This window comes from Janibacter sp. CX7 (genome assembly GCF_024362365.1).
In the GTDB taxonomy this organism is placed as follows: Bacteria; Actinomycetota; Actinomycetes; order Actinomycetales; family Dermatophilaceae; genus Janibacter.
The window spans coordinates 2,416,445-2,440,497 of the sequence record NZ_CP101464.1 but is presented as its reverse complement, the minus strand read 5'-3'; the positions used below and the strand labels follow the sequence as shown (position 1 = coordinate 2,440,497).

Annotated in this window: 26 protein-coding genes and 1 riboswitch; of the genes, 14 read left to right on the top strand and 12 right to left on the bottom strand. The window is 72.6% G+C overall.

Annotated elements, in window-relative coordinates:
* Positions 1-30: 30 nt before the first annotated feature.
* Both NMQ01_RS11970 and NMQ01_RS11965 read right to left on the bottom strand, forming a co-directional pair.
* Positions 31-1,107: a lysylphosphatidylglycerol synthase transmembrane domain-containing protein gene (locus NMQ01_RS11970; protein ID WP_255184155.1), complete on the bottom strand. Its 1,077-nt coding sequence runs from the start codon at positions 1,105-1,107 to the stop codon at positions 31-33.
* On the bottom strand, positions 1,104-1,949 hold the full coding sequence (locus NMQ01_RS11965) for a PIG-L deacetylase family protein (RefSeq protein ID WP_255184154.1): 846 nt from the start codon (positions 1,947-1,949) through the stop codon (positions 1,104-1,106). Before NMQ01_RS11965 ends, NMQ01_RS11970 begins: the two co-directional genes overlap by 4 nt.
* 42 nt (positions 1,950-1,991) lie before the next feature.
* Here NMQ01_RS11965 and NMQ01_RS11960 point away from each other — a divergent pair, with 42 nt between their 5' ends.
* From NMQ01_RS11960 to NMQ01_RS11950, 3 genes are read left to right on the top strand one after another with little or no spacing between them, the layout of a single operon-like run.
* Positions 1,992-3,155, top strand: coding sequence for a glycosyltransferase family 4 protein (locus tag NMQ01_RS11960; RefSeq protein WP_255184153.1), 1,164 nt, complete (start codon positions 1,992-1,994; stop codon positions 3,153-3,155).
* Positions 3,152-3,823: an NUDIX hydrolase gene (locus NMQ01_RS11955; RefSeq protein WP_255184152.1), complete on the top strand. Its 672-nt coding sequence runs from the start codon at positions 3,152-3,154 to the stop codon at positions 3,821-3,823. The genes NMQ01_RS11960 and NMQ01_RS11955 overlap by 4 nt, the downstream gene beginning before the upstream one ends.
* A gap of 33 nt (positions 3,824-3,856) precedes the next feature.
* Positions 3,857-4,195 carry a hypothetical protein gene (locus tag NMQ01_RS11950; protein WP_255184151.1) on the top strand — a complete coding sequence of 113 codons (339 nt, stop codon included), beginning with the start codon at positions 3,857-3,859 and terminating at the stop codon, positions 4,193-4,195.
* A 72-nt stretch (positions 4,196-4,267) separates the two neighbouring features.
* Here the strand turns inward: NMQ01_RS11950 and NMQ01_RS11945 are convergent, their stop codons facing one another.
* From NMQ01_RS11945 to NMQ01_RS11925, 5 genes are all read right to left on the bottom strand, one after another.
* Positions 4,268-5,140, bottom strand: a complete 873-nt coding sequence (locus tag NMQ01_RS11945; protein WP_255184150.1) for an endonuclease domain-containing protein — start codon at positions 5,138-5,140, stop codon at positions 4,268-4,270.
* A gap of 56 nt (positions 5,141-5,196) precedes the next feature.
* Positions 5,197-6,186 carry a quinone oxidoreductase gene (locus NMQ01_RS11940; RefSeq protein WP_255184149.1) on the bottom strand — a complete coding sequence of 330 codons (990 nt, stop codon included), beginning with the start codon at positions 6,184-6,186 and terminating at the stop codon, positions 5,197-5,199.
* Positions 6,187-6,253: 67 nt separating this feature from the next.
* Entirely contained in the window at positions 6,254-7,081 is an 828-nt protein-coding gene (locus NMQ01_RS11935; protein WP_255184148.1) for a uracil-DNA glycosylase, read from the bottom strand.
* On the bottom strand, positions 7,078-7,377 hold the full coding sequence (locus tag NMQ01_RS11930) for a type II toxin-antitoxin system RelE/ParE family toxin (RefSeq protein WP_255184147.1): 300 nt from the start codon (positions 7,375-7,377) through the stop codon (positions 7,078-7,080). The genes NMQ01_RS11935 and NMQ01_RS11930 overlap by 4 nt, the downstream gene beginning before the upstream one ends.
* Positions 7,374-7,625 (bottom strand): ribbon-helix-helix protein, CopG family, encoded by a 252-nt coding sequence (locus NMQ01_RS11925; RefSeq protein ID WP_255184146.1) that lies wholly within the window; start codon positions 7,623-7,625, stop codon positions 7,374-7,376. Before NMQ01_RS11925 ends, NMQ01_RS11930 begins: the two co-directional genes overlap by 4 nt.
* Before the next feature lie 64 nt (positions 7,626-7,689).
* Between NMQ01_RS11925 and NMQ01_RS11920 the strand changes: the two genes are divergently transcribed.
* Positions 7,690-8,022: a TfoX/Sxy family protein gene (locus tag NMQ01_RS11920; protein WP_255184145.1), complete on the top strand. Its 333-nt coding sequence runs from the start codon at positions 7,690-7,692 to the stop codon at positions 8,020-8,022.
* 14 nt (positions 8,023-8,036) lie between these two features.
* Here the strand turns inward: NMQ01_RS11920 and ligD are convergent, their stop codons facing one another.
* The gene (gene ligD, locus NMQ01_RS11915; protein WP_255184144.1) at positions 8,037-9,005 is read right to left on the bottom strand and encodes a non-homologous end-joining DNA ligase; all 969 of its coding nucleotides are present in this window, start codon (positions 9,003-9,005) and stop codon (positions 8,037-8,039) included.
* Positions 9,006-9,069: 64 nt separating this feature from the next.
* Complete coding sequence (locus tag NMQ01_RS11910) at positions 9,070-9,660, bottom strand: GNAT family N-acetyltransferase (RefSeq protein WP_255184143.1); 591 nt, start codon at positions 9,658-9,660, stop codon at positions 9,070-9,072.
* A gap of 220 nt (positions 9,661-9,880) precedes the next feature.
* On the opposite strand from NMQ01_RS11910, the gene NMQ01_RS11905 reads away from it, so the two are divergent.
* Together NMQ01_RS11905 and NMQ01_RS11900 are read left to right on the top strand one after the other, a co-directional pair.
* A complete protein-coding gene (locus tag NMQ01_RS11905) occupies positions 9,881-10,378 on the top strand; it encodes a cysteine dioxygenase family protein (RefSeq protein ID WP_255184142.1) in 498 nt (165 codons plus the stop codon).
* A gap of 5 nt (positions 10,379-10,383) precedes the next feature.
* Complete coding sequence (locus NMQ01_RS11900) at positions 10,384-10,794, top strand: rhodanese-like domain-containing protein (RefSeq protein ID WP_255184141.1); 411 nt, start codon at positions 10,384-10,386, stop codon at positions 10,792-10,794.
* A 7-nt stretch (positions 10,795-10,801) separates the two neighbouring features.
* On the opposite strand, the gene NMQ01_RS11895 is transcribed toward NMQ01_RS11900, so the two are convergent.
* A complete protein-coding gene (locus tag NMQ01_RS11895; RefSeq protein WP_255186366.1) occupies positions 10,802-12,073 on the bottom strand; it encodes an MFS transporter in 1,272 nt (423 codons plus the stop codon).
* A 190-nt stretch (positions 12,074-12,263) separates the two neighbouring features.
* On the opposite strand from NMQ01_RS11895, the gene pcrA reads away from it, so the two are divergent.
* Positions 12,264-14,696, top strand: coding sequence for a DNA helicase PcrA (pcrA, locus tag NMQ01_RS11890; RefSeq protein ID WP_255184140.1), 2,433 nt, complete (start codon positions 12,264-12,266; stop codon positions 14,694-14,696).
* A 152-nt stretch (positions 14,697-14,848) separates the two neighbouring features.
* Here pcrA and NMQ01_RS11885 read toward each other — a convergent pair whose 3' ends face one another.
* Together NMQ01_RS11885 and NMQ01_RS11880 are read right to left on the bottom strand one after the other, a co-directional pair.
* Positions 14,849-15,781, bottom strand: coding sequence for a M23 family metallopeptidase (locus NMQ01_RS11885; protein ID WP_255184139.1), 933 nt, complete (start codon positions 15,779-15,781; stop codon positions 14,849-14,851).
* A 176-nt stretch (positions 15,782-15,957) separates the two neighbouring features.
* Positions 15,958-16,872, bottom strand: coding sequence for a triacylglycerol lipase (locus tag NMQ01_RS11880; protein ID WP_255184138.1), 915 nt, complete (start codon positions 16,870-16,872; stop codon positions 15,958-15,960).
* Positions 16,873-17,085: 213 nt separating this feature from the next.
* On the opposite strand from NMQ01_RS11880, the gene sucC reads away from it, so the two are divergent.
* The 7 genes from sucC to ribH all read left to right on the top strand — a co-directional run bounded on the left by sucC (position 17,086) and on the right by ribH (position 24,010).
* The gene (gene sucC / locus NMQ01_RS11875) at positions 17,086-18,267 is read left to right on the top strand and encodes an ADP-forming succinate--CoA ligase subunit beta (RefSeq protein ID WP_255184137.1); all 1,182 of its coding nucleotides are present in this window, start codon (positions 17,086-17,088) and stop codon (positions 18,265-18,267) included.
* Between the two features lie 18 nt (positions 18,268-18,285).
* Positions 18,286-19,176, top strand: coding sequence for a succinate--CoA ligase subunit alpha (gene sucD / locus NMQ01_RS11870; protein ID WP_255184136.1), 891 nt, complete (start codon positions 18,286-18,288; stop codon positions 19,174-19,176).
* A 188-nt stretch (positions 19,177-19,364) separates the two neighbouring features.
* Complete coding sequence (locus NMQ01_RS11865; protein WP_255184135.1) at positions 19,365-20,198, top strand: lysozyme; 834 nt, start codon at positions 19,365-19,367, stop codon at positions 20,196-20,198.
* Between the two features lie 120 nt (positions 20,199-20,318).
* Positions 20,319-20,448, top strand: a riboswitch (FMN riboswitch).
* A 148-nt stretch (positions 20,449-20,596) separates the two neighbouring features.
* Positions 20,597-21,688, top strand: coding sequence for a bifunctional diaminohydroxyphosphoribosylaminopyrimidine deaminase/5-amino-6-(5-phosphoribosylamino)uracil reductase RibD (ribD, locus tag NMQ01_RS11860; RefSeq protein WP_255184134.1), 1,092 nt, complete (start codon positions 20,597-20,599; stop codon positions 21,686-21,688).
* Positions 21,688-22,299 (top strand): riboflavin synthase, encoded by a 612-nt coding sequence (locus NMQ01_RS11855; RefSeq protein WP_255184133.1) that lies wholly within the window; start codon positions 21,688-21,690, stop codon positions 22,297-22,299. The genes ribD and NMQ01_RS11855 overlap by 1 nt, the downstream gene beginning before the upstream one ends.
* Positions 22,296-23,543, top strand: a complete 1,248-nt coding sequence (locus tag NMQ01_RS11850) for a bifunctional 3,4-dihydroxy-2-butanone-4-phosphate synthase/GTP cyclohydrolase II (RefSeq protein ID WP_303707868.1) — start codon at positions 22,296-22,298, stop codon at positions 23,541-23,543. Before NMQ01_RS11855 ends, NMQ01_RS11850 begins: the two co-directional genes overlap by 4 nt.
* Positions 23,540-24,010: a 6,7-dimethyl-8-ribityllumazine synthase gene (ribH, locus tag NMQ01_RS11845; protein WP_255184132.1), complete on the top strand. Its 471-nt coding sequence runs from the start codon at positions 23,540-23,542 to the stop codon at positions 24,008-24,010. Before NMQ01_RS11850 ends, ribH begins: the two co-directional genes overlap by 4 nt.
* Positions 24,011-24,053: the final 43 nt, after the last annotated feature.

Genomic DNA, 24,053 nt, shown 5'->3' with positions numbered 1-24,053 from the left:
GCACCGCCCGCCCCGGCCGCGGCGCTGCGCTCAGGCGTCGGTCGCGGCGCGCTCGTCAGCGCTGGCCTTGGGCATCACGCTCCACGCGACCCAGCCGAGGGCGCCGAGGGGGATCTCCATGAAGTGCGTGAAGATCGAGAAGAGCACGACCCCGGCCATCGACGCGGCGGGGTCGGCGCCCCACGCGACGAGGGCGGCGGCGGTGCCGGTCTCGGTGACGCCGAGCCCGCCGGGGGTCACGCCGACGGCGGTGAGCAGCCGGCCGATCGCATAGGCCGCGAAGAGCTGGCCGAAGGGCAGCTCGATGCCGGTCGTCTCCGTGCACAGCAGGAAGAGCACGTAGTAGAGGCCGAAGAACCCGACCATCCCGAGCGTCATCTGGAGCCAGCCGGTGCGCACGGTGTCGGCCACGCGGGCCCGCAGCCCCGACAGGCCGTCCTCGACGGTGCTGCCGTGGCCACGGCGCACGAGCCGGACCAACCGGTCGATGCCGCGGCCGAGGACGCGCGCCCCCTTGTCCGTGGCGATCGCGAGGGTGAAGGCCGCGACGATCGCCGTCCCGGAGAGCACTGCGGCCCAGGCGGCTTCGCGCATCGCAGGCGGCAGATCGGTTGCGCCCCAGGCGAGTCCGACGACGGCGATGATCGGCAGGGCGACGCGGGCGAGGACATTCCACACCCCGGTGACGACGGCCATGGTCGTGACGCTCGCTGCCGAAAATCCCCAGGACTTGGCGATCGAGTAGGTCGCGGCGAGCCCGACGGCACCGCCGCCGGGCAGCAGGTTGGACACCGAAGACCCGCAGACGTTGAGGATGAGGGCGCGCAGGTGGCTCAGTCCCTGCATGGCCCCCGTCATGAGGAAGGTGTAGCAGTACAGCCCGGCGACGACGAGACCCATGAAGAGCGCGGCCTTCCACGCCGGCACGGTGCGCAGGACGTGCCACACCTCGCTCCACGAGGTCTTGGCGAAGTGCGGCAGCCCCCACCACAGCATCGCGACGGCCAGCCCCAGGCCGAGGGTCACCTGCAACCCCCGGACGAAGGGGGAGGTCCGCTTGGTCGCCGGGGCGGGGCCGTGGTCGGCCGGCTCGGTCGTGGCGGTCATGCCAGCCCCGCGAAGACGTCGGTGGCCGCCGTGCCGGGCGCGGCGTCGGGGTCGACGAACCACTCGCGCCCGAAGACGAGGTCGTAGAGCGGGCGGGGGATGCGGACCAGCATCCCGAGGGTGCGATCGCCGCCGCCGGAGTCTGCGGCCTGGCTCGCGTGGGCGCGCATCGACGCGCGCTTGGCCTTCGCGAATCGCCGGACCGGGATGCGGTGGGTGATCTCGGCCGACGAGGAGAAGGCCCGGTCGAAGCTGCTGCGGTCGAACTCGGGCGGGAACCGGTAGACCTTCGCGACCAGGTCGATGGCGCGGCAGATGAGGTCGCGGGGGACGGTCGCCCACAGCACCCGCACCGGCAGGCCGCGCTCGCGGGCCAGCTCGGCGGCCCGGGCGCCGACCTCGTGGACGCGCACGTGGTCGCGGTGGCCGTAGCCGCCGTGGGCGTCGTAGGTCGTCAGGACGTCGGCGCGCTCCTCGACGAGCACGTCGGCCAGGGCGGTGGCTGCTTCGTCCACCGGCACGCGGACGAAGCGTCGGCCACCCGGCGGGTCGGGCCACACCTCGGGGCCGCTGCCGCTGTCGGCGTGGCCGAGCTCGACCGTGCGGGCGACGCCGAGCGCGCGGGCGCTCGCGGCCAGCTCCCGGCTGCGGGTGGCGGCGAGGGCATCTCCCTTCGTGCCGAAGGCGCTCTCGTCGGTGAGCCCGAGCGCGCCGTCCGTGGCGACGACGAGGACGACGCGATGACCCTCGGCCGCAGCGCGCGCCATCGTCCCGGCGGTGAGCAGCGCCTCGTCGTCGGGGTGCGCGTGGAAGACCACGAGAGTGCGGGCTGCGGAGTCCATCGGTGAAACCCTCCCACACCCCGCCGTGGCACCCTTGGACCCGTGAAGGTGGCCCTGCTCTCGGACTGCTACCCGCCGCGCACCGGCGGCATCGAGTCCCAGGTCGGGGACCTCGCGGCGCAGCTGGTGGCGGCCGGGCACGAGGTCGAGGTCTTCACCGCGACGGCGGCGACGCCCGTGGGTCTGGGTGCGAGGCCGCCTGCGGCCGAAGCCTCGAGACCCGACGGGGTGCAGGTGCACCGGCTGGACACCCCGCTCGCGCTGGGCCTGCCGGTCAACCCGCTCGCGCTGCCGGAGGCTCGCCGGCTGCTCGCCGCAGGGGGCTTCGACGTGGCGCACGTGCACATGGGGGTCGTCTCTCCCTTCGCCTGGGACATGGCCGACCTGACCACCGACCTCGGTCTGCCGACGGCCCTGACCTGGCACTGCGTCCTCGACCGGGCCGCGCGGCCGCTCGGCCCGATGGTCCGGCGCTGGGCGGATCGGGGCGCGGTGCTCTCGGCGGTGTCCGGATTCGCTGCCGAGGGTGTGCGACGTGCGGCGAAGGGGGAGCCCGTCGCCGTGCTCCCCAACGGCATCGACCCCAGCCTGTGGGCACCACCGTTGGTCGAGGTGGCCCCATCCCCGTTGGTCGAAGTGCGAGCGCCAGCGAGCCTCGAGACCCGCCCCGTCCGCCTCGTCACCGCCACCCGCCTCGCCCCGCGCAAGCGGGTCGGCGCGCTGCTGTCGGTCGTCGCCGCCGCCCGTCGCCGGATCGGCCCGGGAGCCATGACCCTCGACGTCTACGGCGAGGGACCGCTGCGGCGGTGGCTGGAGGCTCGGGTGAGTGCGCTGGGGCTCGACGACGTCGTGCGCCTGCGTGGCCGCGTCACCCGCCCGGAGCTCGCGGCCGCCTGGGCTCGCGCCGACGGCTACCTGTCCCCGACCCGTCTGGAGGCCTTCGGGATCGCCGCGCTCGAGGCACGCACGGCGGGACTGCCGGTCATCGCGCGCGCCGACTCCGGGGTGCGCGAGGTCGTCACCGACGGGGTCTCGGGGCTGCTCGCCCCCGACGACGCCGGGCTCGCCGACGCGCTCGCGCGGCTCGTCGCCGACGACACCCTGCGCACCCGGATCGCCGCGCACAACCGACGCATCCCGCCCGCCCAGACCTGGGACCGCGTCGTCGCCCTCGCGGTCGACGAGTACCGACGGGCCGGCGCATGAGCGTCGTCGTGGTGGCCGACGGCCCGGACGGCGAGGTCGGGCGCTGGCCGCTCGGGCACGGGCAGGACCCGGCCGACCTGCTCGCCGCACACGAGTGGGCGGGGGAGCCGACGGGCAGCGGCCTCGTGGGCGACGACGTCGAGGTGCGCTGGCGGGTGGCCGCGCTGCCCGGCCCGGTGACGCCGCCGGCTGTCGTGACGGGCAGCCCCGGCGCCACGGTCCTGCAGCGGCTCGCCGCCTATGCCCTCGTCGTCGACGAGGGACGGCTGCTCATGTCGCAGCTCGCCGACTGGGTGGGCGGCGCCGGCGGGCTGTGGACGCTGCCCGGCGGTGGCGTCGACCCGGGCGAGTCCCCGGTCGACGGCGTCGTGCGCGAGGTGCACGAGGAGGCCGGGCAGCACGTCGTCGTCGACGAACTCGTGCAGGTGCAGTCGCGTCACTGGGTGGGCGACGTGACGGCGGGGGAGCGGCACGAGGACTTCCACGCCGTGCGACTGATCCACCGGGCGACGTGTCCGCGACCGACGCCCGCGCACGTCGTCGAGGTCGACGGCTCGACGGGCGCTGCGGCATGGGTCCCGCTGGGCGAGGTGGGGCGACTGCCGCTGGCCGAGATGGTCCGGCTGGCCTGGCCGCACGTGCCGGGCGGCGACTCCTACCCGCTGTAGGAGATGGCCGGTCGGTCGCCTACGCTGTCGGGCATGGACGCCCTGCACCTCATCCTCTACATCCTCCACATGCTCGCCATGCTGGCGATCGTCGTCGGCCCGGCCGTCGCCGGCCGCGGTCACCTGATCCAGGTGTGGGGTGCGCGCCTCCAGCTGCTCATCGGGCTGGGTCTCACCGGCCTCGCCGAGGCGGGCGACGACCCGGTCAACCACGCGAAGATCGGCACCAAGCTCGTCATCATGATCGCCGTCCTCGCCTGCGCCGAGATCGGCAACGCCAAGGCCAAGCGTGGCGAGGCCGCCGCGATCAAGCTCGCCTGGGCCGCCGCCGGTCTGGCGATCGTCAACGCCGCCATCGCCTTCCTCTGGTAGTCGCCGCGCCGGGCCGACCGCGTGTCGTCCTGCAGTTCGGCCTCCGGACCGCTCAGGATCCTCATGTCCTCGTCATGCGATGAGTGAACTGCAGGACGACACGCGCTGTCGCACGACCCAGGCGATGACCTCGCGCACCCAGTCGGGCTTGAACATCACGTGCTCCCAGGCAAACCGGAGCACGACCCAGCCCGCGAGGATCATCTCGTCGTAGCGCCAGCAGTCTCTGCGCACGTCCTCACGCTTCTTGTGGAACTCGTGGCTGTCGGCCTCGAGCGCGACGCGGGTCACTGGGTCGCCCACGTCGGCGTGCAGGGTCCTCCCGTCCCGCAGGGTGATCGGCACCTGGGGGACCCAGCCGCGGTCGTCGGCCTGGACCGCCAGTCCACGCAGCCCTGACTCGAAGGGGTTGACGGCCTTGGCCGACGCGAGGTCGAGCACCCGGCGGGCCGCAACGCGTCCCGTGCGGGGCAGGTCCGCGTCCTTCAGCTGGCGTGGACTGACCAGCCTTGACCGCAGCGCCGAGTCCGCGACAGCCAGAGCCTCTGGGAGGTCGAGGTCGCGGGCGCAGTCGACGACCGTACGCAGCGGGGTGGTCACGCGCACCCCCAGATCATCGGGCGTGAGTGGCCTGAAGCGCAGCGCCACGTCCTCGGGCGCGCTGATGCCGCGGTCCCGCCGCGTGACCATCTCCGGTCTCGTCGGTGCGTGGAGCACACCCAGACCGTGGTGCAGAGCAGCGGACCGGTGACTGAGGTGCACCCCGAGCTCGGCAGCGCGGTGGTGGTCACCGTCGAGCGGCAGCCCGTAGACGCCGCGGCGGTGTCGGACGACGACACCCTCCTCCAGCGCTCTCTGCAGAGCCCAGGGTGTGGTCGCCTCGAGGATCTCGGCGCGGGTGGCGCTGCCGCCGCGCTGGGCCACGAGCAGTGGGATGACTGACATCACCCAAGGCTGGCGCAGACCGCCCGAGTGGCCGCGGGAGTTTCCACAGGGCCACGTCAGGGGACGAGGATGACCTTGCCCGTCGTCTGCCGTCCCTCGAGCGCGCGGTAGGCCTCGGCGGCCTCGGCGAAGGGGTAGGCGTGGTGGATCGCGATGTCGAGTCGCCCGGCGGCGATGTCGGCGAAGACCTCACGCCCGCGCATCAGCAGCTCGTCGCGCTCGACGATGTAGTGGGCCAGCGTCGGTCGGGTGACGAAGAGCGAGCCGCCCGAGTTGAGCCGTTGCAGGTCGACGGGGGGCACCTGCCCCGACGCCGCGCCGAAGAGCACGAGCGTGCCCCGGAGGCGCAGAGAGGCCAGCGACGCGTCGAAGGTCGCCTGGCCCACCCCGTCGTAGACGACGTCGACGCCCGCGTCGGCGCCGAGCCGGCGTGCGGCGGCAGCGATGTCGGCGGCGAGGTCCTCGCTCCGGGCGTAGTTGATGACCTCGGAGGCGCCCCGGGAGCGAGCGATCTCGAGCTTGGCGTCCGACCCTGCGGTCGCGATGACGGTGCCGCCGCGGTTCGTGATCATCTGCGTCAGCAGCTGCCCGACGCCACCGGCCGCGGCGTGCACGACGGCGACGGTGCCCTCCTCGACGCGCACGCAGTCGGTGACGAGTGCGTGCGCGGTCATGCCCTGCAGGGTTGCGGCACAAGCGGTCTGGAGGTCGACGTCGTCGGGCACGGGGAGCAGTCGTGTGGAGTCGGCGAGGACGAGCTCGGCGTGCAGGCCCGAGGTCATCGACCAGGCGACCCGGTCGCCGACGGCCACCGATGCGCCCTTGCCGATCGCGCGCACCGTTCCCGCCGCCTCGAAGCCCGCGACGTACGGCGGCTCGGTCGGGTAGATCCCCTCGCGCTGGTAGACGTCGATGAAGTTGACGCCGCCGGCGGCCACCTCGACGAGCGCTTCGCCCGGCCCCGGCTCGGGCACCTCCCGATCCTCCAGGGCGAGGACCTCGGGTCCTCCGTGGCGGGTGACGACGAGCGCGCGCATGGTGGCCATGACGCCAGCGTAGGACCGCCCCGGTCCCTGAGGAGCGAGGCCGCCCGCGGCCGAGCGTCTCGAAGGGTCAGAGCGACCCGATGACCTCGTCGAGCATCGTCTCGGTGAGCCGGCCGGTCTGGGTGTTGTGCTGGCTCACGTGGTAGCAGCCGACGAGCTCCACCTCGCGTCCCTCGGGCGTGCGCAGCACCGCGCGGGCGCCGTGGCCGAACGTCGGCTTCGGCCGCGGCACCTCCCACCCGGCATGCCGCACCCCGGCGATGGTCGCGTCCCACCCGATCGCACCCAGGCACATGATCGAGCGGACGAAGGGAGCGCTCCTCGCCAGGTCCGCGTCGAGCCACGGTGCGCACGTCTGCTTCTCAGTGGTCGTGGGCTTGTTCTGCGGGGGAGCGCACCGGACCGGCGCGATGATCCGCACGCCGTCGAGGGTCAGTCCGTCCCCGGCCGCCCAGGACTCGGGCTGGCTGGCGTAGCCGGCCCGGTGCAGCGCGGCGAAGAGCCAGTCACCCGACCGGTCACCGGTGAAGTTGCGGCCCGTCCGGTTGGCCCCGTGTGCCGCCGGTGCCAACCCGACGATCACGACCGGGGCGTCGGGCGGGCCGAGCGCCGGCACCGGTCGCCCCCAGTAGGGCTGGTCGGCGAAGGCCGCGCGCTTGCTCGTCGCCACCTCCTCGCGCCACGCGACGAGACGGGGGCAGGCGCGGCAGACCGAGATCCGCGCGTCGAGCTCCTGGTCGGCCGCTCCCTTCGCCAGTCGTCGCACCTGAGCAGCCGTGCGGGCCACGGGCGTCTCCGCGCTCGCGAGGTCGTCCGGCCAGCCGGCCCCGGGCTCCACCGGCGAGGCGAAGGGAGTCCCCGTCACCGGGTGCGGCAGCAGCGGGTCGTCGGTCATCGGTCTGCGATCTCGGTGGTGCGGTCTTGCCGGGTGTGGAGGACCCTGACGACGAGGATGTCGCGGGTGCTCTCGACCCGGTAGAACACACCGAAGGGGATGGCGCGCAACCTGGCGCGGCGAAGACCGCGCATCCCATCGACGGGCGGGGCTCCCGACGGAAACATCAGGATGCGCTCGAACGCGACGTCGACGTCCGCCAAGAATCGGTCTCGGAGGGTCGCGCTGACATCGGCGTAGTGGTCACGGGCACGCAGCAGGTCGTCGGCGGCATGTTGCGTGAGGTGGATCGTCACGGACTGGAGTGCAGCTGCTCGCGGACAGCCTCCCAGTCGTGAACGGCTGCGGGGTCGTCGCGGTGGGCCTCGAGCGCCTCCAGCAGCTGGCGGCGCTCCTCGTCACTCGGGTGGTAGACGGGTTCGCCGAAGTGCGTGCGCAGTGCCTCCTGGACGACCTCTGATCGGCTCCGATGCTCGATCGAGCGGGCCCGCTCGACCACGTCGTAGAGCTCGTCCGGCAGGGTCACGGTCACCTTGCGCATCATCGACGCCACCTCCTGGGTATGACGAAATCATACCGAGCGCCACCTGCTCTGGCAGGGTGGAGTCATGGCCATCGACGAGCACCTCGCCACCCGCGTCCGGTCGGACCTCACCGACCGCGGCATCGAGTGGCAGGAGAAGCGGATGTTCGGCTCCCTGATCTTCATGGTCGGCGGGTCGATCCTCGTCGGGGTGCGCGGCGGGGGAGGGCTGCTCGCGCGCGTCGACCCTGCTGAGAGCGCGGACCTGCTCGCCGATGCCGGCCCGCTCTATGCGCAGGTCGCCGACATGGGTGGCAAGGACATGGGCCCGAGCTGGTTGGACGTGCACCCCGACGCCGTGGCGGACGAGGCCGGCCTGACCCACTGGATCGACGCCTGTCTGCGACGCGGGGCGTAGCCGCCCCGCCGCGATCAGTCGCCGGGGTCGGCCGGGCCCTCGTGCCCGGCGGCCTCGTCACGCTCGGCCCACTCGAGCAGCGGCGTCAGGTCGTGCGCGACGTCGTCGATGCTCGCGTGCAGGTCGCCGACCCGCGCGAAGCGCGCCGGCACGGTCGCGATCGTGCAGTCCTGCGGCTCGACGTCGGCGATCTCGTCCCAGGAGATCGGCGTCGACACCGTCCCGCGGGCATTGCCCCGCACCGAGTAGGCGGCCGCGATCGTGTGGTCGCGGGCATTTTGGTTGTAGTCGACGAAGACCGCCGCCGGGTCGCGGTCCTTGCGCCACCACGTCGTCGTCACGTCCTGCGGCGCGCGCCGCTCGACCTCACGGGCGAAGGCGAGCGCCGCCCTTCGCACGTCGGCGAACTCCCACCGCGGCTCGACCCGCACGTAGACGTGCAGCCCGGACCCACCGCTCGTCTTGGGGAAGCCGACGACCCCGAGCTCGTCGAGGGCCTCGTGGACGACGCCGGCCACCCGCCGCACCCGGTCGAAGGGAGCATCCGGCATGGGGTCGAGGTCGATCCGCCACTCGTCGGGCCGGTCGACGTCGGCGCGGCGGACATTCCACGGGTGCAGCTCGACGGTGCTCATCTGCACCGCCCAGATGATGGCGCCGAGCTCCGTCGGGCACAGCTCGTCGGCGTGCAGGTCGTACCGCGGGAAGTGCAGCCGCACCGTCTCGACCCAGTCGGGCGCGCCCTTCGGCAGCCGCTTCTGGTGGACCTTGGCGCCGCTCACGCCCTTGGGGAACCGGTGCAGCATCGTCGGCCGCTCGCGCAGCGCCCGCAGGATCCCGTCGCCGACGGCGAGGTAGTAGTGCGCGAGGTCGAGCTTGGTCTCACCGCGCTCGGGGAAGTAGACCCGGTCGGGGGAGGAGATGCGCACGTCGCGCCCCCCGACGTCGAGGTGGACGTCGTCGCCGTGCTCGCCGCGGGCCATGCCCCGACAGTACTCACGACGGTCCCTGAGGAGGTCGCGCAGCGACCGTCTCGAAGGGACCCGCCTACCCGATGAGCGCGCCCGCCGGCCGGTCGGTGACGACCGTCGGCACCCAGTAGCGCCGCTTGCCGACCCGCGAGTCCTCGTAGACCCCGCCGGCGCCCTCGATCGTGGCCCGCGAGGCGACGTTGTCCTCGTCGCAGGTGATGAGCACCCGCTCGTGGCCCATCTCGGCGGCGAGCTCCAGGACCTGACGAAGGGCGGTGCTCGCGTGCCCCTGCCGCCGCGCCGAGGGCCGGACCGAGTAGCCGATGTGCCCGCCCTGCTCGAGGAGGAAGTCGGTCAGCTCGTGGCGGAAGGAGATCGACCCGAGATAGGTGTCGCCCTCGGCGATCCACAGATAGGTGCACGGGACGAAGTTCGCCGGGCGCGGCGTCTCCGGCAGCTCGTCGGCGCGGCGGGCCTGCACGAGACGGCGGAACTCCTCGGGGTCCTCGAGCCCCTCACGGGTGAAGTCGTGGCCGGCGAAGCCGGTCGTCGGGTCGGCAGCCAGCTCGAGCATGCCGTCGCCGTCGCGGTGCGCCCCGTCGAACTCGTCGAGAGCTTCGAGGTAGGAGCGCTGGTAGCGGGCGTCGGGTCGCACGATCTGGGTCATGACGGACACCTTAGGCCGACCAATCTCCCACTATGTGAATAGGAGTTTGACGCGAGGGGTGCGCACGTGGTGGGCTCTCGGCATGGACCTCTCGACGCACACCTGGACCCCCTTCGCCGGGGTGCGTCGTCTGCACCTGGACCTCGCGCTCCACCTCGGTGCCCTCTGTCGCCGCTGCGCCTGACCGCAGCCCGCAGACCACCGCACAGAGAGCCGACCCATGTACACGACCCAGTCCACCCCTGTCCGCCCGACGCCCGGCGTCGAGGCCTTCACCCCCGTCCAGCTGTTGCGCCTGACCCAGCTCTTCGCCTCCGACCCGGCCCTGCCCGACACGCTCGGGCCGGACCCCGACCGCCCCGGCGAACGCACCTGGCGGCTGCTCGCCGACAGCCCGCGCCTGCAGGTCTGGCTCATCCGGTGGCCCGTCGGCGCCGGCACCGGCTGGCACGACCACGGCGGCGCGCGAGGCGGGTTCACCGTCGTGCGCGGCACCCTGACCGAGCACACCCGGGAGCGGTCCGTCGCGGCCTCCGAGCTGCACGAAGGGGAGGGGCGCGCCTTCGGCGGCAGCCACCTCCACGACGTCACCAACCTCGGTCGCGAGGTGGCCATCTCGGTGCACGCCTACAGCCCGACGCTGGCGCAGATGACCCACTACGACCTCGTCGACGGCGTGCTGCGGCCCTCCGGCGTCGAGCAGCGGCAGGCGTGGTGAGCGCGATGGCGGCCCAGCACGACGGCATCGACGCCCTCCTCGCCGACGCCCGCTCCCGGCTGACCCGGGTCTCCCCGGTGCAGGCCTGGCGGGAGGTGCGTGACGGCACCGCCCGCCTCGTCGACATCCGTCCGGCGGCGCAACGGCAGGTCGAAGGGGAGGTCGCCAGCGTCCTCGACCCGTGGGTCATCGAGCGCAATGTCCTCGAGTGGCGGCTCGACCCGCGGCAGGAGGCGTCCCTGCCGGGCGTCACCCTCGGTGACCGCGTCATCGTCATCTGCCAGGAGGGCTACACCTCGTCGCTGGCGGCGGACTCCCTGCGCTCCATCGGGATCGAGCTGGCGACGGATGTCGTCGGTGGCTTCGCCGCGTGGCGCGAGCTCGGGCTACCGGTCGCCCGGCTGCGCGCCGCCTGACCCGCGGTCAGGGTGTCGCCGGGTCGACCGGTGTCGGGTAGGCGCCCTCGGGCACCGGGGCGGCCACCTCCGGTGCCCGCAGGGTGCGCACCTCCCGCGAGAGCAGGGCGAGCAGGCAGGAGACGAGGATGATCGCCGCGCACACGAGCAGGGCGGTGTGCGCGCCGAGGTGGACCGCCGCCGGTCCGGCGAGCAGCACCCCGACGGGGCCGAAGAGCATCGACCCGAAGGCGTCGTAGGAGGCCACCCGCGAGAGGGCCTCGGCGGGGACCTCCCGCTGCATCGTCGTCTGCCACAGGACGGTGAAGGTGTCCATGCCCAGCCCCATCGCGAAGCCCGCGACCACGACGAGTGCCAGCGGCGCGCCCAGCCCGAGGAGGAGGTAGGGCAGGGCCGTGAGCGAGGTGAGGAGCACGCCGACGAGGATCGGGCGACGGGGCCGCAGGCGCAGGGCCACGAGCACCCCGACGAGCATGCCGATCGCCTCGCCGGTGAGGATCGCCGACCACGCACCGGCCCCGCCGAGCTCGGCCTCGGCGACCACCGGGCCGAGGACCGTGTGGGCGCCCTGCCAGGCGAGGATGAGCAGGGCGAACTGCGCGACGACCACCCACAGCCACTCGCGGGAGGAGAACTCGACCCACCCCTCCTGCAGCTCGGCGAGGACGGAGGTCCCCCCTTCGCGTCCGGGGCGTTGGGTCGAGCCGATGCGCCACGCGAAGGTGGCGGCAGCGGCGTACACGGCGGCGGCCGTGACGAGCGCCCAGCCGGGGCCGATGAGGACGACGACCGCGCCCGCGGCGACGAGCCCGCCGACGCGAGCGACGTTGGCGCCCACCGCGAGCAGCGCATTGGCCGACTGCAGCCGGTCGGGCGGGGCGACCTCGGGGATGATGCCGGACAGCACCGGCCACACGACCGCGCCGGCGAGACCGGTGAGGACGGCGAAGGCGCACACGAGCGGGATCGGCGCCCACCCGAGGAGCAGCATCGTGCCGATGCCCAGCCACGCGACGAGCGAGAGGCACTCGCCGGTGAACATCACGAGCCGCCGCGGGTAGCGGTCGGCGACGACCCCGCCGAGGAGCAGGCCGAGCACGTGTGGGATCGCCTCCGAGGCGACGACGAGCGAGAGCGTCCCGGCGTCGGCCCCGGGCAGACGCAGGATGCCGAAGGCCAGCGCCACCGGCGCGAAGGCCAGCCCGAGCATCGACAGAGTACGTGCCTCGAAGAGCGACGCGAAGCGCCGCTCCCGCAGCAGGCTCAGGTCCTCGCGCATCCCGCTCACCGGCGCAAGATACTCCGCGCCACCCGACCTCCCGGCTCCCGGGGAGGCCGGGTGACGCGCTGCCGAAGTCCTTCGTTCTCCTGTGGTGGCGTCGTCGTCCACGACTTCGGCTTGACGCCGCGTCACCCGACCTCCCCGTCCGCGGGGCCTGTCACCGCGGCGACGTACGCTGGAGGGCGAGATGAGCAGCCTCTTCGACGACCTCCCTGATGCCCTGCCCGGTGACTGGACCGCGGACGTGACCGATGCCGGGGTGCCGGCGTGGGCGATGTCCGAGGAGGGGCCCACCCGGGCCGCTCACAGCGCACACAAGCGGGCCCCGGAGCGCGACCCCGAGGAACTCGTGGCGGGGCTCAACCCCGCCCAGCGCGAGGCCGTCCTGCACGAGGGCGGCCCGCTGCTCATCGTCGCCGGCGCCGGCTCGGGCAAGACCCGGGTGCTCACCCACCGCATCGCCTACCTGCTCGCCGCCCGCGGCGCGCAGCCGGGGCAGATCCTCGCGATCACCTTCACCAACAAGGCCGCCGCGGAGATGCGCGAGCGGGTCGAGGACCTCGTCGGGCCGCGGGCCAAGGCGATGTGGGTCATGACCTTCCACTCGGCGTGCGTGCGCATCCTGCGCCGCGAGGCGACGAAGGTCGGCATGAAGAGCAGCTTCTCGATCTACGACGCCGCCGACAGCCAACGGCTCATCGCGCTCGTCATGCGCGACCTCGACCTCGACCCCAAGCGCTTCCCGCCGCGGGCCATGGGCCATCGGATCAGCAACCTCAAGAACGAGCTCGTCGACGAGGAGGAGTACGCCCGCCGGGTCGCGGCCGACGAGGACGGGCAGCAGCCGGGCGGCACCCACCAGGACCAGACCCTCTCGCAGGTCTACACCGAGTACCAGCGGCGGCTGCGTCAGGCCAACGCGCTCGACTTCGACGACATCATCATGACGACGGTGCACGTCCTGCAGGCCTTCCCCGACGTGGCCGAGCACTACCGGCGCCGCTTCCGGCACGTGCTCGTCGACGAGTACCAGGACACCAACCACGCGCAGTACCAGCTCGTGCGCGAGCTCGTCGGCGGGGCGGACGGCCAGGCGCAGGGCGAGCACGCCGTCGAGCCGAGCGAGCTTGTCGTCGTCGGCGACGCCGACCAGTCGATCTACGCCTTCCGCGGGGCCTCGATCCGCAACATCATCGAGTTCGAGGAGGACTACCCCGACGCGCGCTCGATCCTCCTCGAGCAGAACTACCGCTCGACCCAGACGATCCTCACCGCGGCCAATGCCGTCATCGAGCGCAACGAGTCGCGCCGCAAGAAGAACCTGTGGACCGAGTCCGGCTCCGGCGAGCCGATCATCGGCTACGTCGGGGACAACGAGCACGACGAGGCCTCCTTCATCGCCACGACCATCGACGAGCTCCACGACGAGCACGGCGTGCGGCCCGGCGACGTCGCCGTCTTCTACCGGACCAATGCGCAGTCTCGCGCCATCGAGGAGGTCTTCGTCCGGGTCGGTCTGCCCTACAAGGTCGTCGGTGGCACCCGCTTCTACGAGCGAAGGGAGGTCAAGGACGCCCTGGCCTACCTGCACGTCGTCGCCAACCCCGCCGACACCGTCAACCTGCGCCGGATCATCAACGTCCCCAAGCGGGGCATCGGTGACCGGGCCCAGGCCGCCGTGGCCCAGCTCGCCGACCGTGAGCGCATCCCCTTCGTCGCCGCCCTCGGCCGCGTCGAGGACGCACCCGGCATCGCGACCCGTTCCGTGACGGCCGTGCGCGGCTTCACCTCCCTCCTGGAGGGCCTGCGCGAGCTGCAGGAGGAGGGGGCCGGCATCGGCGACCTGCTCGCCGCGGTCCTCGAGCGCACCGGCTACGTCGCCGAGCTGCAGGCCAGTCGTGACCCGCAGGACGAGACCCGACTCGAAAACCTGCAGGAGCTCGTCGGGGTCGCCCGCGAGTTCGACGCGACGCGTGAGGCGACCGGCGAGGTCATCAGCCTCGACGACTTCCTCGAGCAGGTGAGCCTCGTCGCCGACGCCGACGAGATCCCCGACGACGAGGCCGACGACCAGGGCGTCGTCACCCTCATGACCCTGCACACGGCCAAGGGCCTGGAGTTCCCCGTCGTCTTCCTCACCGGCATGGAGGACGGCACCTTCCCGCACCAGCGCAGCCTGGGCAAGGAGAGCGAGCTCGAGGAGGAGCGGCGGCTGGCCTATGTCGGCATCACCCGCGCCCGCGAGCGGCTGCACCTGTCGCGGGCGGCGGTGCGCAGCGCCTTCGGCGCGCCGCAGTACAACCCTGCGTCACGCTTCCTCGACGAGATCCCCGAGCACCTCATGCGGTGGGAGCGGACGGGGCCGCCGGTCGGCCCGACCCGCTCGACCCGCACACCGGCCGTCGCCCGCCTCGCGGCCCGCCCCGGCGTGCGCTCGCCCGGCAACCGTCCGGTCATCGCGCTGTCCGACGGTGACAAGGTCACGCACGACAGCTTCGGGCTCGGCACGGTGATCCGGGTCGAGGGTGAGGGCGACAAGGCGATGGCCCACGTCGACTTCGGTGGGGAGGACGGCGTCAAGCGCCTGCTGCTCCGCTACGCCCCGCTCGAAAAGCTCTGAGGCCGCATTGCCGTTGGGCAATGCGGCCTCAGGGCGGACGCAGGTCCCGTCTGACCAACAACTCTGCAAAACCCTAGGGTTTTGCAGAGTTGGGCCCGGCTAACCCTGCAGGACCCTAGGGTTTTGCAGGGTTGGGTACGTGGGGGAGAGGGTCAGCTCAGGCCGCGCTCGGCGAGCCAGCCGGAGGGGTCGATGGCGCCGCCGCCACCGGGGTGGATCTCCATGTGCAGGTGCGGGCCGGTCGAGCGGCCGGTGTTGCCCGAGAGGGCGACGACGTCACCGGGGGAGACCTGCTGGCCGACGGACGCGCTCACCGAGCTCAGGTGGCCGTAGCGCGAGACGGTGCCGTCCCAGTACTTGATGTCGATGTAGATGCCATAACCGTCCATGGGCCCGGCGCCGATGACCTCGCCGCTGCTCATCGCCTTGAGCGGGGTGCCCACGGCGGCGGCGTAGTCCTGGCCGGCGTGCAGGCGACCCCACCGCATGCCGAAGGGAGAGGTGAAGACGGCGTTGTCGAGCGGCGTGACCCAGCCCTGGGCGCCGACCTCGGTCGCGGACTCGCCGTCGGCGGTCGTCGTCTCGCCCGTGCCGGCCGCGCCGGTCGTGGCGGACGAGGACGTCGAGGCGTCGCGCTTCTTCTTCGCCGCGGCCCGGTCGGCCGCGACCTCCTTGCGCGCCTTGTCGCGGGCGACCCGCTGGCGCTCCTGGGTGCGGCCCTGGCTCTCGGCGACGGTGGTCGAGGCGGCTTGGCGGCGCTGGTCGAGGCCGTCGGCCTCGTCGGTGGCGGTCTCGGCCTCGGTGCGGGCGGTGTCGACGACCTCGGGGTCGGACAGCAGCGAGGTGGCGCTCGCAGCGGGCGAGCCGCCGGTGACGAAGGCCGCCTTGGCCGAGTCGGCGGCCTGGCTGGCGAAGGGGGAGGACTGCGCGGCGGTCGCACCAGCAGCCGTCAGCACGAGGGTGACGGCGGCGGCGGTCGGCAGCGCGTAGGCGGGACCGAAGCTCTTGGGAAGGCGGGTGCGGCGCTGCTGGGCGCGGCGCTCGGCGCGGGTGGGCGGCCGGTGTCGACCGGAGTACTCGCTCATGGTGGATGACGTCCTTGCAGGGGATCGGACTTCTTCCCCTGGCAGCGGGGACGGACAAAAATTCGTGGTTACCCTAGCGTGACCGTTTCGTTATGCATAACCGGGGGTGCCCCCGGTCACACGCCGACGGCGCGCAGCCTCGCGTCGCCCGCACCGAGGCGGGCCGGTGGGGGCCGTCATGCGGAGAGGTCGGTGACCGAGGCGGTCTGGTTGCCCTCGCTGTCGATCTGCACGAGGCTCGTCGCGATCTTGTGCACCACCGTGGGCAGGATCGGCAGCGACAGGTGACCGATGCCGCGCAGCCGCACGTTGGTCACGTCGACGCCCTCCTGGTGGAGCGATGCGTTGACCGCCGGCACGATCACCTCGTCGGTGTCGGACCAGAAGGCGATGACCCGGGTGCGGCAGTCGGGGGCGGGGCGGTTGAGCTCCTGCATCAGGCCGCTGCCCGGGCGCAGCTGCCGGGTGAGCGAGGTGGGCAGCAGGTAGGCGGCGAGCGTGCCCGTGTGCGGGGCGCCGAGCGTCGCCAGCGTGTGCACCCGCTCGTCGCCGCCGAGGCGGGTCACGTAGTAGCGGGCCACGACGCCGCCGAGGCTGTGCGCGACGATGTGGATCCGCTCGTAGCCGGTCTCCTCGACGATCGCCTCGACCTCCTCGGCCAGCTGGGCGGCCGCGGTGCGCACGTCCTTGGTGCGCACGGAGTAGTTCATGGCGAAGACCCGGCTGAAGCCTCGACGCAGGAGGCCGCGGCGTAGCACGGTGAAGATCGAGTGGTTGTCGGCGAAGCCGTGCAGCAGCAGGATCGGGGTCCCGCTCTCGGCGAGGCCGGCGACGAGCATGCCGCGCTGCACGGGGTTGAGGTGCTCGATGCGATACCCGTGGCGCGGGCCCCCACGCCGCGGGGCGCGGGTGCCGAAGGGGTAGAGCGAGAAGTGCGTCGTCGCCCAGACGAGCTCGACGGCGGCGAAGACCATCGACTGTCGCGTCGCGAGGCAGCGGACCTGGTCGACCACGCCGAAGCCCCGGCCCGTCGGCGCCGGTGCCGAGCTGCCGTGCTGCGTGGTGCCGTCGTACGGCTGCTGCGAAGCCATGGTGACTTCACAGTAACCCCGGTCACGTGTCCCGTGCGAGACGTCGTGACGAGTCCGTGATCAAAGGCTCAATCACTTCCTCCGGCAGGGCGAAGGGGGGAGCCGCGCGGGGTCGAGACCCCGGCCGTGCGCGGACCGGGCGTGCTCCCCCTTCGTCCGGGGGCTAGTCTCGTCCCGCACCCCGTTACCACAGCAGAGGACGGAATCACCCTCGTGGATCTCTTCGAGTACCAAGCACGCGACGTGTTCGAGAAGCACGGCGTCCCGGTTCTTGCCGGCGCCGTCGCCACCACCCCCCAGGAGGCTCGAGCAGCCGCCGAGACCATCGGCACCAAGAGCGGCGGTGTCACCGTCGTCAAGGCCCAGGTCAAGACCGGTGGCCGCGGCAAGGCCGGCGGCGTCAAGGTCGCCAAGACCGTGGACGAGGCCGAGGCGCACGCCGAGGCCATCCTGGGCATGGACATCAAGGGCCACACGGTCCACAAGGTCATGATCGCCCAGGGCGCCCAGATTGCCGAGGAGTACTACTTCTCGATCCTGCTCGACCGTGCCAACCGCACGTACCTCGCCATGTGCTCCAAGGAGGGCGGCATGGAGATCGAGCAGCTCGCCGTCGAGCGCCCCGAGGCCCTCGCCCGCATCGCGGTCGACCCCAACGTCGGCATCGACGACGCCAAGGCCACCGAGATCGTCCAGGCCGCCGGCTTCGACGAGGCCGACCAGGCCAAGATCGCCGACGTCCTCAAGAAGCTGTGGGTCGTCTACCGCGACGAGGACGCGACCCTCGTCGAGGTCAACCCCCTCGTCAAGACCGAGCAGGGCGACATCGTCGCCCTCGACGGCAAGGTCACCCTCGACGGCAACGCCGACTTCCGTCAGCCGGCCCACGCCGAGCTCGAGGACAAGGCCGCGGCCGACCCGCTCGAGGCGAAGGCCAAGGAGAAGGGCCTCAACTACGTCAAGCTCGACGGCAACGTCGGCATCATCGGCAACGGCGCCGGGCTCGTCATGAGCACCCTTGACGTCGTCGCCTACGCCGGTGAGGACTTCACCGGGGGCAAGGCCAAGCCGGCCAACTTCCTCGACATCGGTGGCGGCGCCTCGGCCGAGGTCATGGCCAACGGCCTCGATGTCATCCTCGGCGACGAGCAGGTCAAGTCCGTCTTCGTCAACGTCTTCGGTGGCATCACCGCGTGCGACGCGGTCGCTGACGGCATCGTCGGCGCCCTCAAGACCCTCGGCGACTCGGCGACCAAGCCGCTCGTCGTGCGTCTCGACGGCAACAACGTCGACGAGGGCCGCCGCATCCTCGCCGAGTTCAACCACCCCCTCGTGACCGTCGAGGCCACCATGGACGGCGCCGCCCGCAAGGCCGCCGAGCTGGCCGCGAAGTAAAGGACGACTGAAACAGACATGGCAATCTTCCTCACCGCTGACTCCAAGGTCATCGTCCAGGGCATGACCGGCTCGGAGGGCATGAAGCACACGACGCGCATGCTCGCCTCGGGCACCAACGTCGTGGGTGGCGTCAACCCCAAGAAGGCCGGCCAGAGCGTCGACTTCCCGGGTGGCCAGTCCGTCCCCGTCTTCGGCTCCGTCGCCGACGCGATCAAGGAGACCGGCGCCGACGTGTCGGTCATCTTCGTGCCGCCGGCCTTCGCCAAGTCCGCCGTCGTCGAGGCCATCGACGCCGAGATCGGCCTCGCCGTCATCATCACCGAGGGCATCGCCGTCAAGGACTCCGCGGAGTTCTACAACTACTCCGTCGGCAAGGCCACGCGCCTCATCGGCCCCAACTGCCCCGGCCTGATCAGCCCCGGCAAGTCCAATGCCGGCATCATCCCGGCGGACATCGCCGGCGCCGGTCGCATCGGCCTGGTCTCCAAGTCGGGCACGCTGACCTACCAGATGATGTACGAGCTGCGTGAGTTCGGCTTCTCCACGGGCGTCGGCATCGGTGGCGACCCGGTCATCGGTACGACGCACATCGACTGCCTCGAGGCCTTCGAGGCCGACCCCGAGACCGACGCGATCGTCATGATCGGCGAGATCGGTGGCGACGCCGAGGAGCGGGCCGCGGCCTACATCAAGGAGCACGTCACGAAGCCGGTCGTCGGCTACGTCGCGGGCTTCACCGCCCCGGAGGGCAAGACCATGGGCCACGCCGGCGCCATCGTCTCCGGCTCCTCGGGCACGGCTGCCGCCAAGAAGGAGGCCCTCGAGGCCGCCGGCGTCAAGGTCGGCAAGACGCCGTCCGAGACGGCCGACCTCATGCGCGAGATCATGCAGGGCCTGGGCAAGTAACCAGCCCGATCCCACGATGAAGGGGAGGGGAGACCGCGAGGTCTTCCCTCCCCTTCGTCATGTCCCGGCAGATCCTGACGAAGGCCTGACCGGACCGGGGGGAGATCGTGGGCTGCCGGACACCTGCGTCGCCTAGCGTCCCGGCGGGCCGGATCTCCCGCCGGCCGCCCCCGACGCCAGGAGTCCCCATGCCCCGCACGACCACCGTGGCCGCGGCAGTGCTCGCCGCCACCGCCCTCGCCGCGTCCGCAGCCACCGCCTCGGCCGCACCCACCCAGGACCGCCCGACCCCCGAGGCCCGCGCGGCCGGCATCACCGAGCCCGGGCAGGCGCAGATGGGCTGGAAGGAGAAGGCGACCGGCCCGTCGAAGGCCACGAGCGAGACGACCGCGGTCACCGCGCCGTCGGGCGTCAAGGGCATCGACGTGTCCAACTGGCAGGGCAGCGTCGACTGGACCGCCCAGTGGAACCTCGGCAAGCGCTTCGCCTACGTCAAGGCGACCGAGGGCACCGGCTACACCAGCCCCTCCTTCGCCCAGCAGTACAACGGCTCCTACAACGTCGGGATGATCCGCGGCAGCTACCACTTCGCGCTGCCCAACAAGTCCTCCGGCGCCACCCAGGCCAACTACTTCGTCGACCACGGCGGCGGCTGGTCGGCCGACGGCAAGACCCTGCCCGGCGCCCTCGACGTCGAGTGGAACCCCTACGGCAGCACCTGCTTCGGGCTGACCCAGGCGAGCATGAAGACGTGGATCAACTCCTTCCTCAACCAGTACAAGGCGCGCACCGGCCGCTACCCGGTGATCTACACCAACACCTACTGGTGGAACCAGTGCGTCGGCCATGACACGACCTTCGCGACGAAGTCGCCGCTGTGGATCGCCCGCTACTCCAGCAGCGCCGGGACGCTGCCGTCGGGCTGGGGCACCTACTCCTTCTGGCAGTACAGCGACAGCCCGATCGACCAGAACGTCTGGAACGGTTCGCTCGACCGGCTGCGCTACTTCGCGAAGAACTGACGCAACCCTCCACGAGGCCCGCACCGCCAGCCGGCGGTGCGGGCCTCCTCGCGTGGTGAGACACACGGTGCCGGTGCAGTGGGGCGGGAGTAGGCTCGTCCTCGTACAGACGTCAGTCGTACGCGTGCTCCGGGGTCGGTGTAATTCCGAGCCGGCGGTGACAGTCCGCGAGCCCGTCCTCTCGAGGCCGGGTTGAGCTGGTGGAACTCCAGCACCGACGGTGAAAGTCCGGATGGGAGGCAGCACGCGACGGCGTGGGCCGTGCCGTGCGGTCACCCTCCCCGGGTGGTCCTTCGGCTGCGGTCGTCACCGGCGACCCCGGTGCGCCCTCGCCGTCGTCACGCCATCGGCGTGCCTCCCTTCGCCCCCGTGGTCCGCGTCGGACCACGGAGAGGCAGATGCAGCAGCAGGTGACCACCGAGCAGGCGATGGCCCGTGCCGTCGAGCTCGCCGCGCGCGGCCTCGGCCGCACCGCCCCCAACCCCGTCGTCGGGTGCGTCGTGCTCGACTCAGCCGGCATCGTCGTGGGCGAGGGTTGGCACGACCGCGCCGGAGGCCCGCACGCCGAGGTCGTCGCGCTCGCCGACGCCGGGGAGGCGGCCCGCGGCGGCACCGCCGTCGTCACCCTCGAGCCGTGCCGCCACACCGGCCGCACCGGCCCGTGCACGACCGCGCTGCTCGAGGCCGGCATCACCCGGGTCGTCGTCGCCGTGCCCGACCCGACCGAGACGGCCGGCGGGGGAGCAGACCTGTTGCGCCGCAAGGGCGTCGACGTCGTCGAAGGCGTCGGGCGCGAGGCCGCCGAGCACGGCAACCGCGCCTGGCTGCACGCCGTGACCACGGGCCGGCCGTGGGTCACGTGGAAGCTCGCCTCGACCCTCGACGGCCGCACCGCGGCTGCCGACGGCACGAGCCGGTGGATCACCGGCCCGACCGCGCGCGAGGCGGTCCACCGGCTGCGCGCCGAGCGCGACGCCGTGCTCGTCGGCGCCGGGACGCTGCGCGCCGACGACCCGCACCTGGCCGTGCGTGGCCTCGACGACGTCACCCAGCCGCTGCGCGTCGTGCTCGACCCGCGCGCCGAGGTGCCGCTGACCGCCCGGGTCCTCGACGACGTCGCCCCGACGCTCGTCGTCGTCGCCGAAGGCACCGACGCCGCCCGGCTCACCGACGCCGGCGTCGACGTCCTCGCTGTGCCGGCGGGGGAGCGGGGCCTCGACCTCGCGGTCCTGCTGGCCGCGCTGCACGCCCGCGGGGTGCACTCCGTGCTCCTCGAGGGCGGCGCCCACCTCGCGGCCTCGGCCGTCGCGGCCGACCTCGTCGACGAGGTCGTCGCCCACATCGCCCCCGCCCTGCTCGGGGCCGGCTCGCCGGTCCTCGCCGACGCGGGGATCACCACCATGCCCGAGGCGCTGCGCCTCACCACCACCGACGTCGCCCGCCTCGGCGACGACGTCGCCGTCACCGCCACCGTGAGGAGGGAGCGCTGATGTTCACCGGGATCATCGAGGAGCTCGGGGAGGTGGTCGCCATCGAGCCGGGCTCCGACTCGAGCCGCATCACCGTCCGGGGCACCGTCACGACGGTCGACCCCGCCCACGGCGCGTCGATCGCCGTCAACGGCGCCTGCCTCACCGTCACCGACCGCGAGGCGAAGGGGGGAGTCGTCACCTTCGACGTCATGGCCGAGAGCCTGCGCCGCACCGTCCTCGGCGACCTCGCCGTCGGCGACGCGGTCAACCTCGAGCGGGCGATGGTCCTCGGTGCCCGCCTCGACGGGCACCTCGTGCAGGGCCACGTCGACGGCACCGCGACGATCCTCGAGCGCCGCCCCGGCGACCGCTGGGAGGAGGTGCGGCTCTCGCTCGCACCCGAGCTGGCTCCCTTCGTCGTCGAGAAGGGATCGATCTGCCTCGACGGGGTGAGCCTGACCCTCAGCGCCGTCGGCGACGAGCACGTCGAGGTCGCGCTGATCCCGACGACGATGGAGCTGACGACCCTGGGCCGCAAGGGCGTCGGCGACCGGGTCAACGTCGAGGTGGACATCCTCGGCAAGTACGTCCAGCGCACGCTCGCGCTGGGGACCAAGGAGCAGTCATGAGCCACGACGAGACCCTGCTCGACCCGATCGAGACGGCGATCGAGGCGATCGCCGCCGGCCAGCCGGTGCTCGTCGTCGACGACGCCGACCGGGAAAATGAGGGTGACATCATCTTCGCCGCCGACGCGGCGACCGACGAGGTCATGGGCGCGACCGTGCGCCTGGGCAGCGGCGTCATCTGCGTCGCGATGACCGGTGAGGACCTCGACCGTCTCGCGCTGCCGCCGATGACGGCGATCAACGAGGACGCCAAGGGCACCGCCTACACGATCTCCGTCGACGCCCGCGAGGGCGTGACGACCGGCATCAGCGCCGCCGACCGGGCCCGCACGGCGCGGCTGCTCGCCGACCCGGGCACCGGCCGGCACGACCTCGCCCGCCCGGGCCATGTCTTCCCCCTGCGGGCGCGTGACGGGGGAGTGCTCGTGCGGCGCGGGCACACCGAGGCGGCCGTCGACCTCTGCCGGCTCGCCGGCCGCCGCCCCGCCGGCGTCATCTGCGAGGTCGTCGAGGAGGACGGCTCGATGTCGCGGCTGCCGCAGCTGCGCCGGCTCGCCGACGAGCGCGGCTGGCCGCTGGTGAGCATCGCCGACCTCGTCGACCTGCGCCGACGCACCGAGTCGCTCGTCGAGCGGGTCGTCTCGACGCGGCTGCCCACGGCGCACGGTGAGTTCACCGCCCACGGCTACCGCAGCGGTGTCGACGGCAGCGAGCACATCGCGCTCGTCCACGGCGACATCAGCGAGGGCACCCCCCTCGTGCGGGTGCACAGCGAGTGCCTGACCGGAGACGTCTTCGGCTCCAAGCGCTGCGACTGCGGCCCGCAGCTCGAGGCGGCCCAGTCGGCCGTCGTGCGGGCCGGGGCCGGCGTCATCGTCTACGTCCGCGGCCACGAGGGTCGCGGCATCGGGCTCGTCGACAAGCTGCGCGCCTACGCCGCCCAGGACGCCGGCGCCGACACCGTCGACGCCAACTCCGAGCTCGGCCTGCCCGTCGACGCGCGGGACTACACGCACGCCGCCCAGGTGCTGCGCGACCTCGGGCTCGGCACCGTGCGCCTGCTGAGCAACAACCCGGCGAAGGTCGAGGCGCTCACCTCGCTCGGCATCGAGGTGTGCGGCCGGGAGCCGTTGCCGCCGAGCATCACCAGCGACAACCTCCACTACCTGCGCACCAAGCGCGACCGGATGGGTCACGACCTCCCGTGGCTGCCGGAGACCCACGACGAAGGGAGCACCCGATGAGCGGGCACGGAGCACCACGGATCGACCTCGGCGACGCCGCCGACCTGAGCGTCGCGGTGGTCGCGTCGAGCTGGCACACGCAGGTGATGGACGGCCTGGTCGCCGGGGCGCAGGGCGCCCTCGCGGAGGCGGGCATCGAGCCGACGCTCGTGCGCGTGCCGGGGAGCTTCGAGCTGCCGGTCGTCGCCGCCGAGCTGGCCCGCACGCACGACGCGGTCATCGCCCTCGGCGTCGTCATCCGTGGCGGGACCCCGCACTTCGACTACGTGTGCGCCGCCGCGACCGACGGGCTCTCCCGGGTCGCGATCGACTCGGGCACGCCCGTGGGATTCGGCCTGCTGACCTGCGACGACGACGCCCAGGCGCTCGACCGCGCGGGCCTGCCCGGCTCGCGCGAGGACAAGGGACGCGAGGCCGCGGAGGCAGCCGTCTCGACGGCCCGGATCCTGCGCGGCCTGCGCGGGTGAGACACCCCGGTGCGGGTGGGTGACGCACACCACACCCGCACCG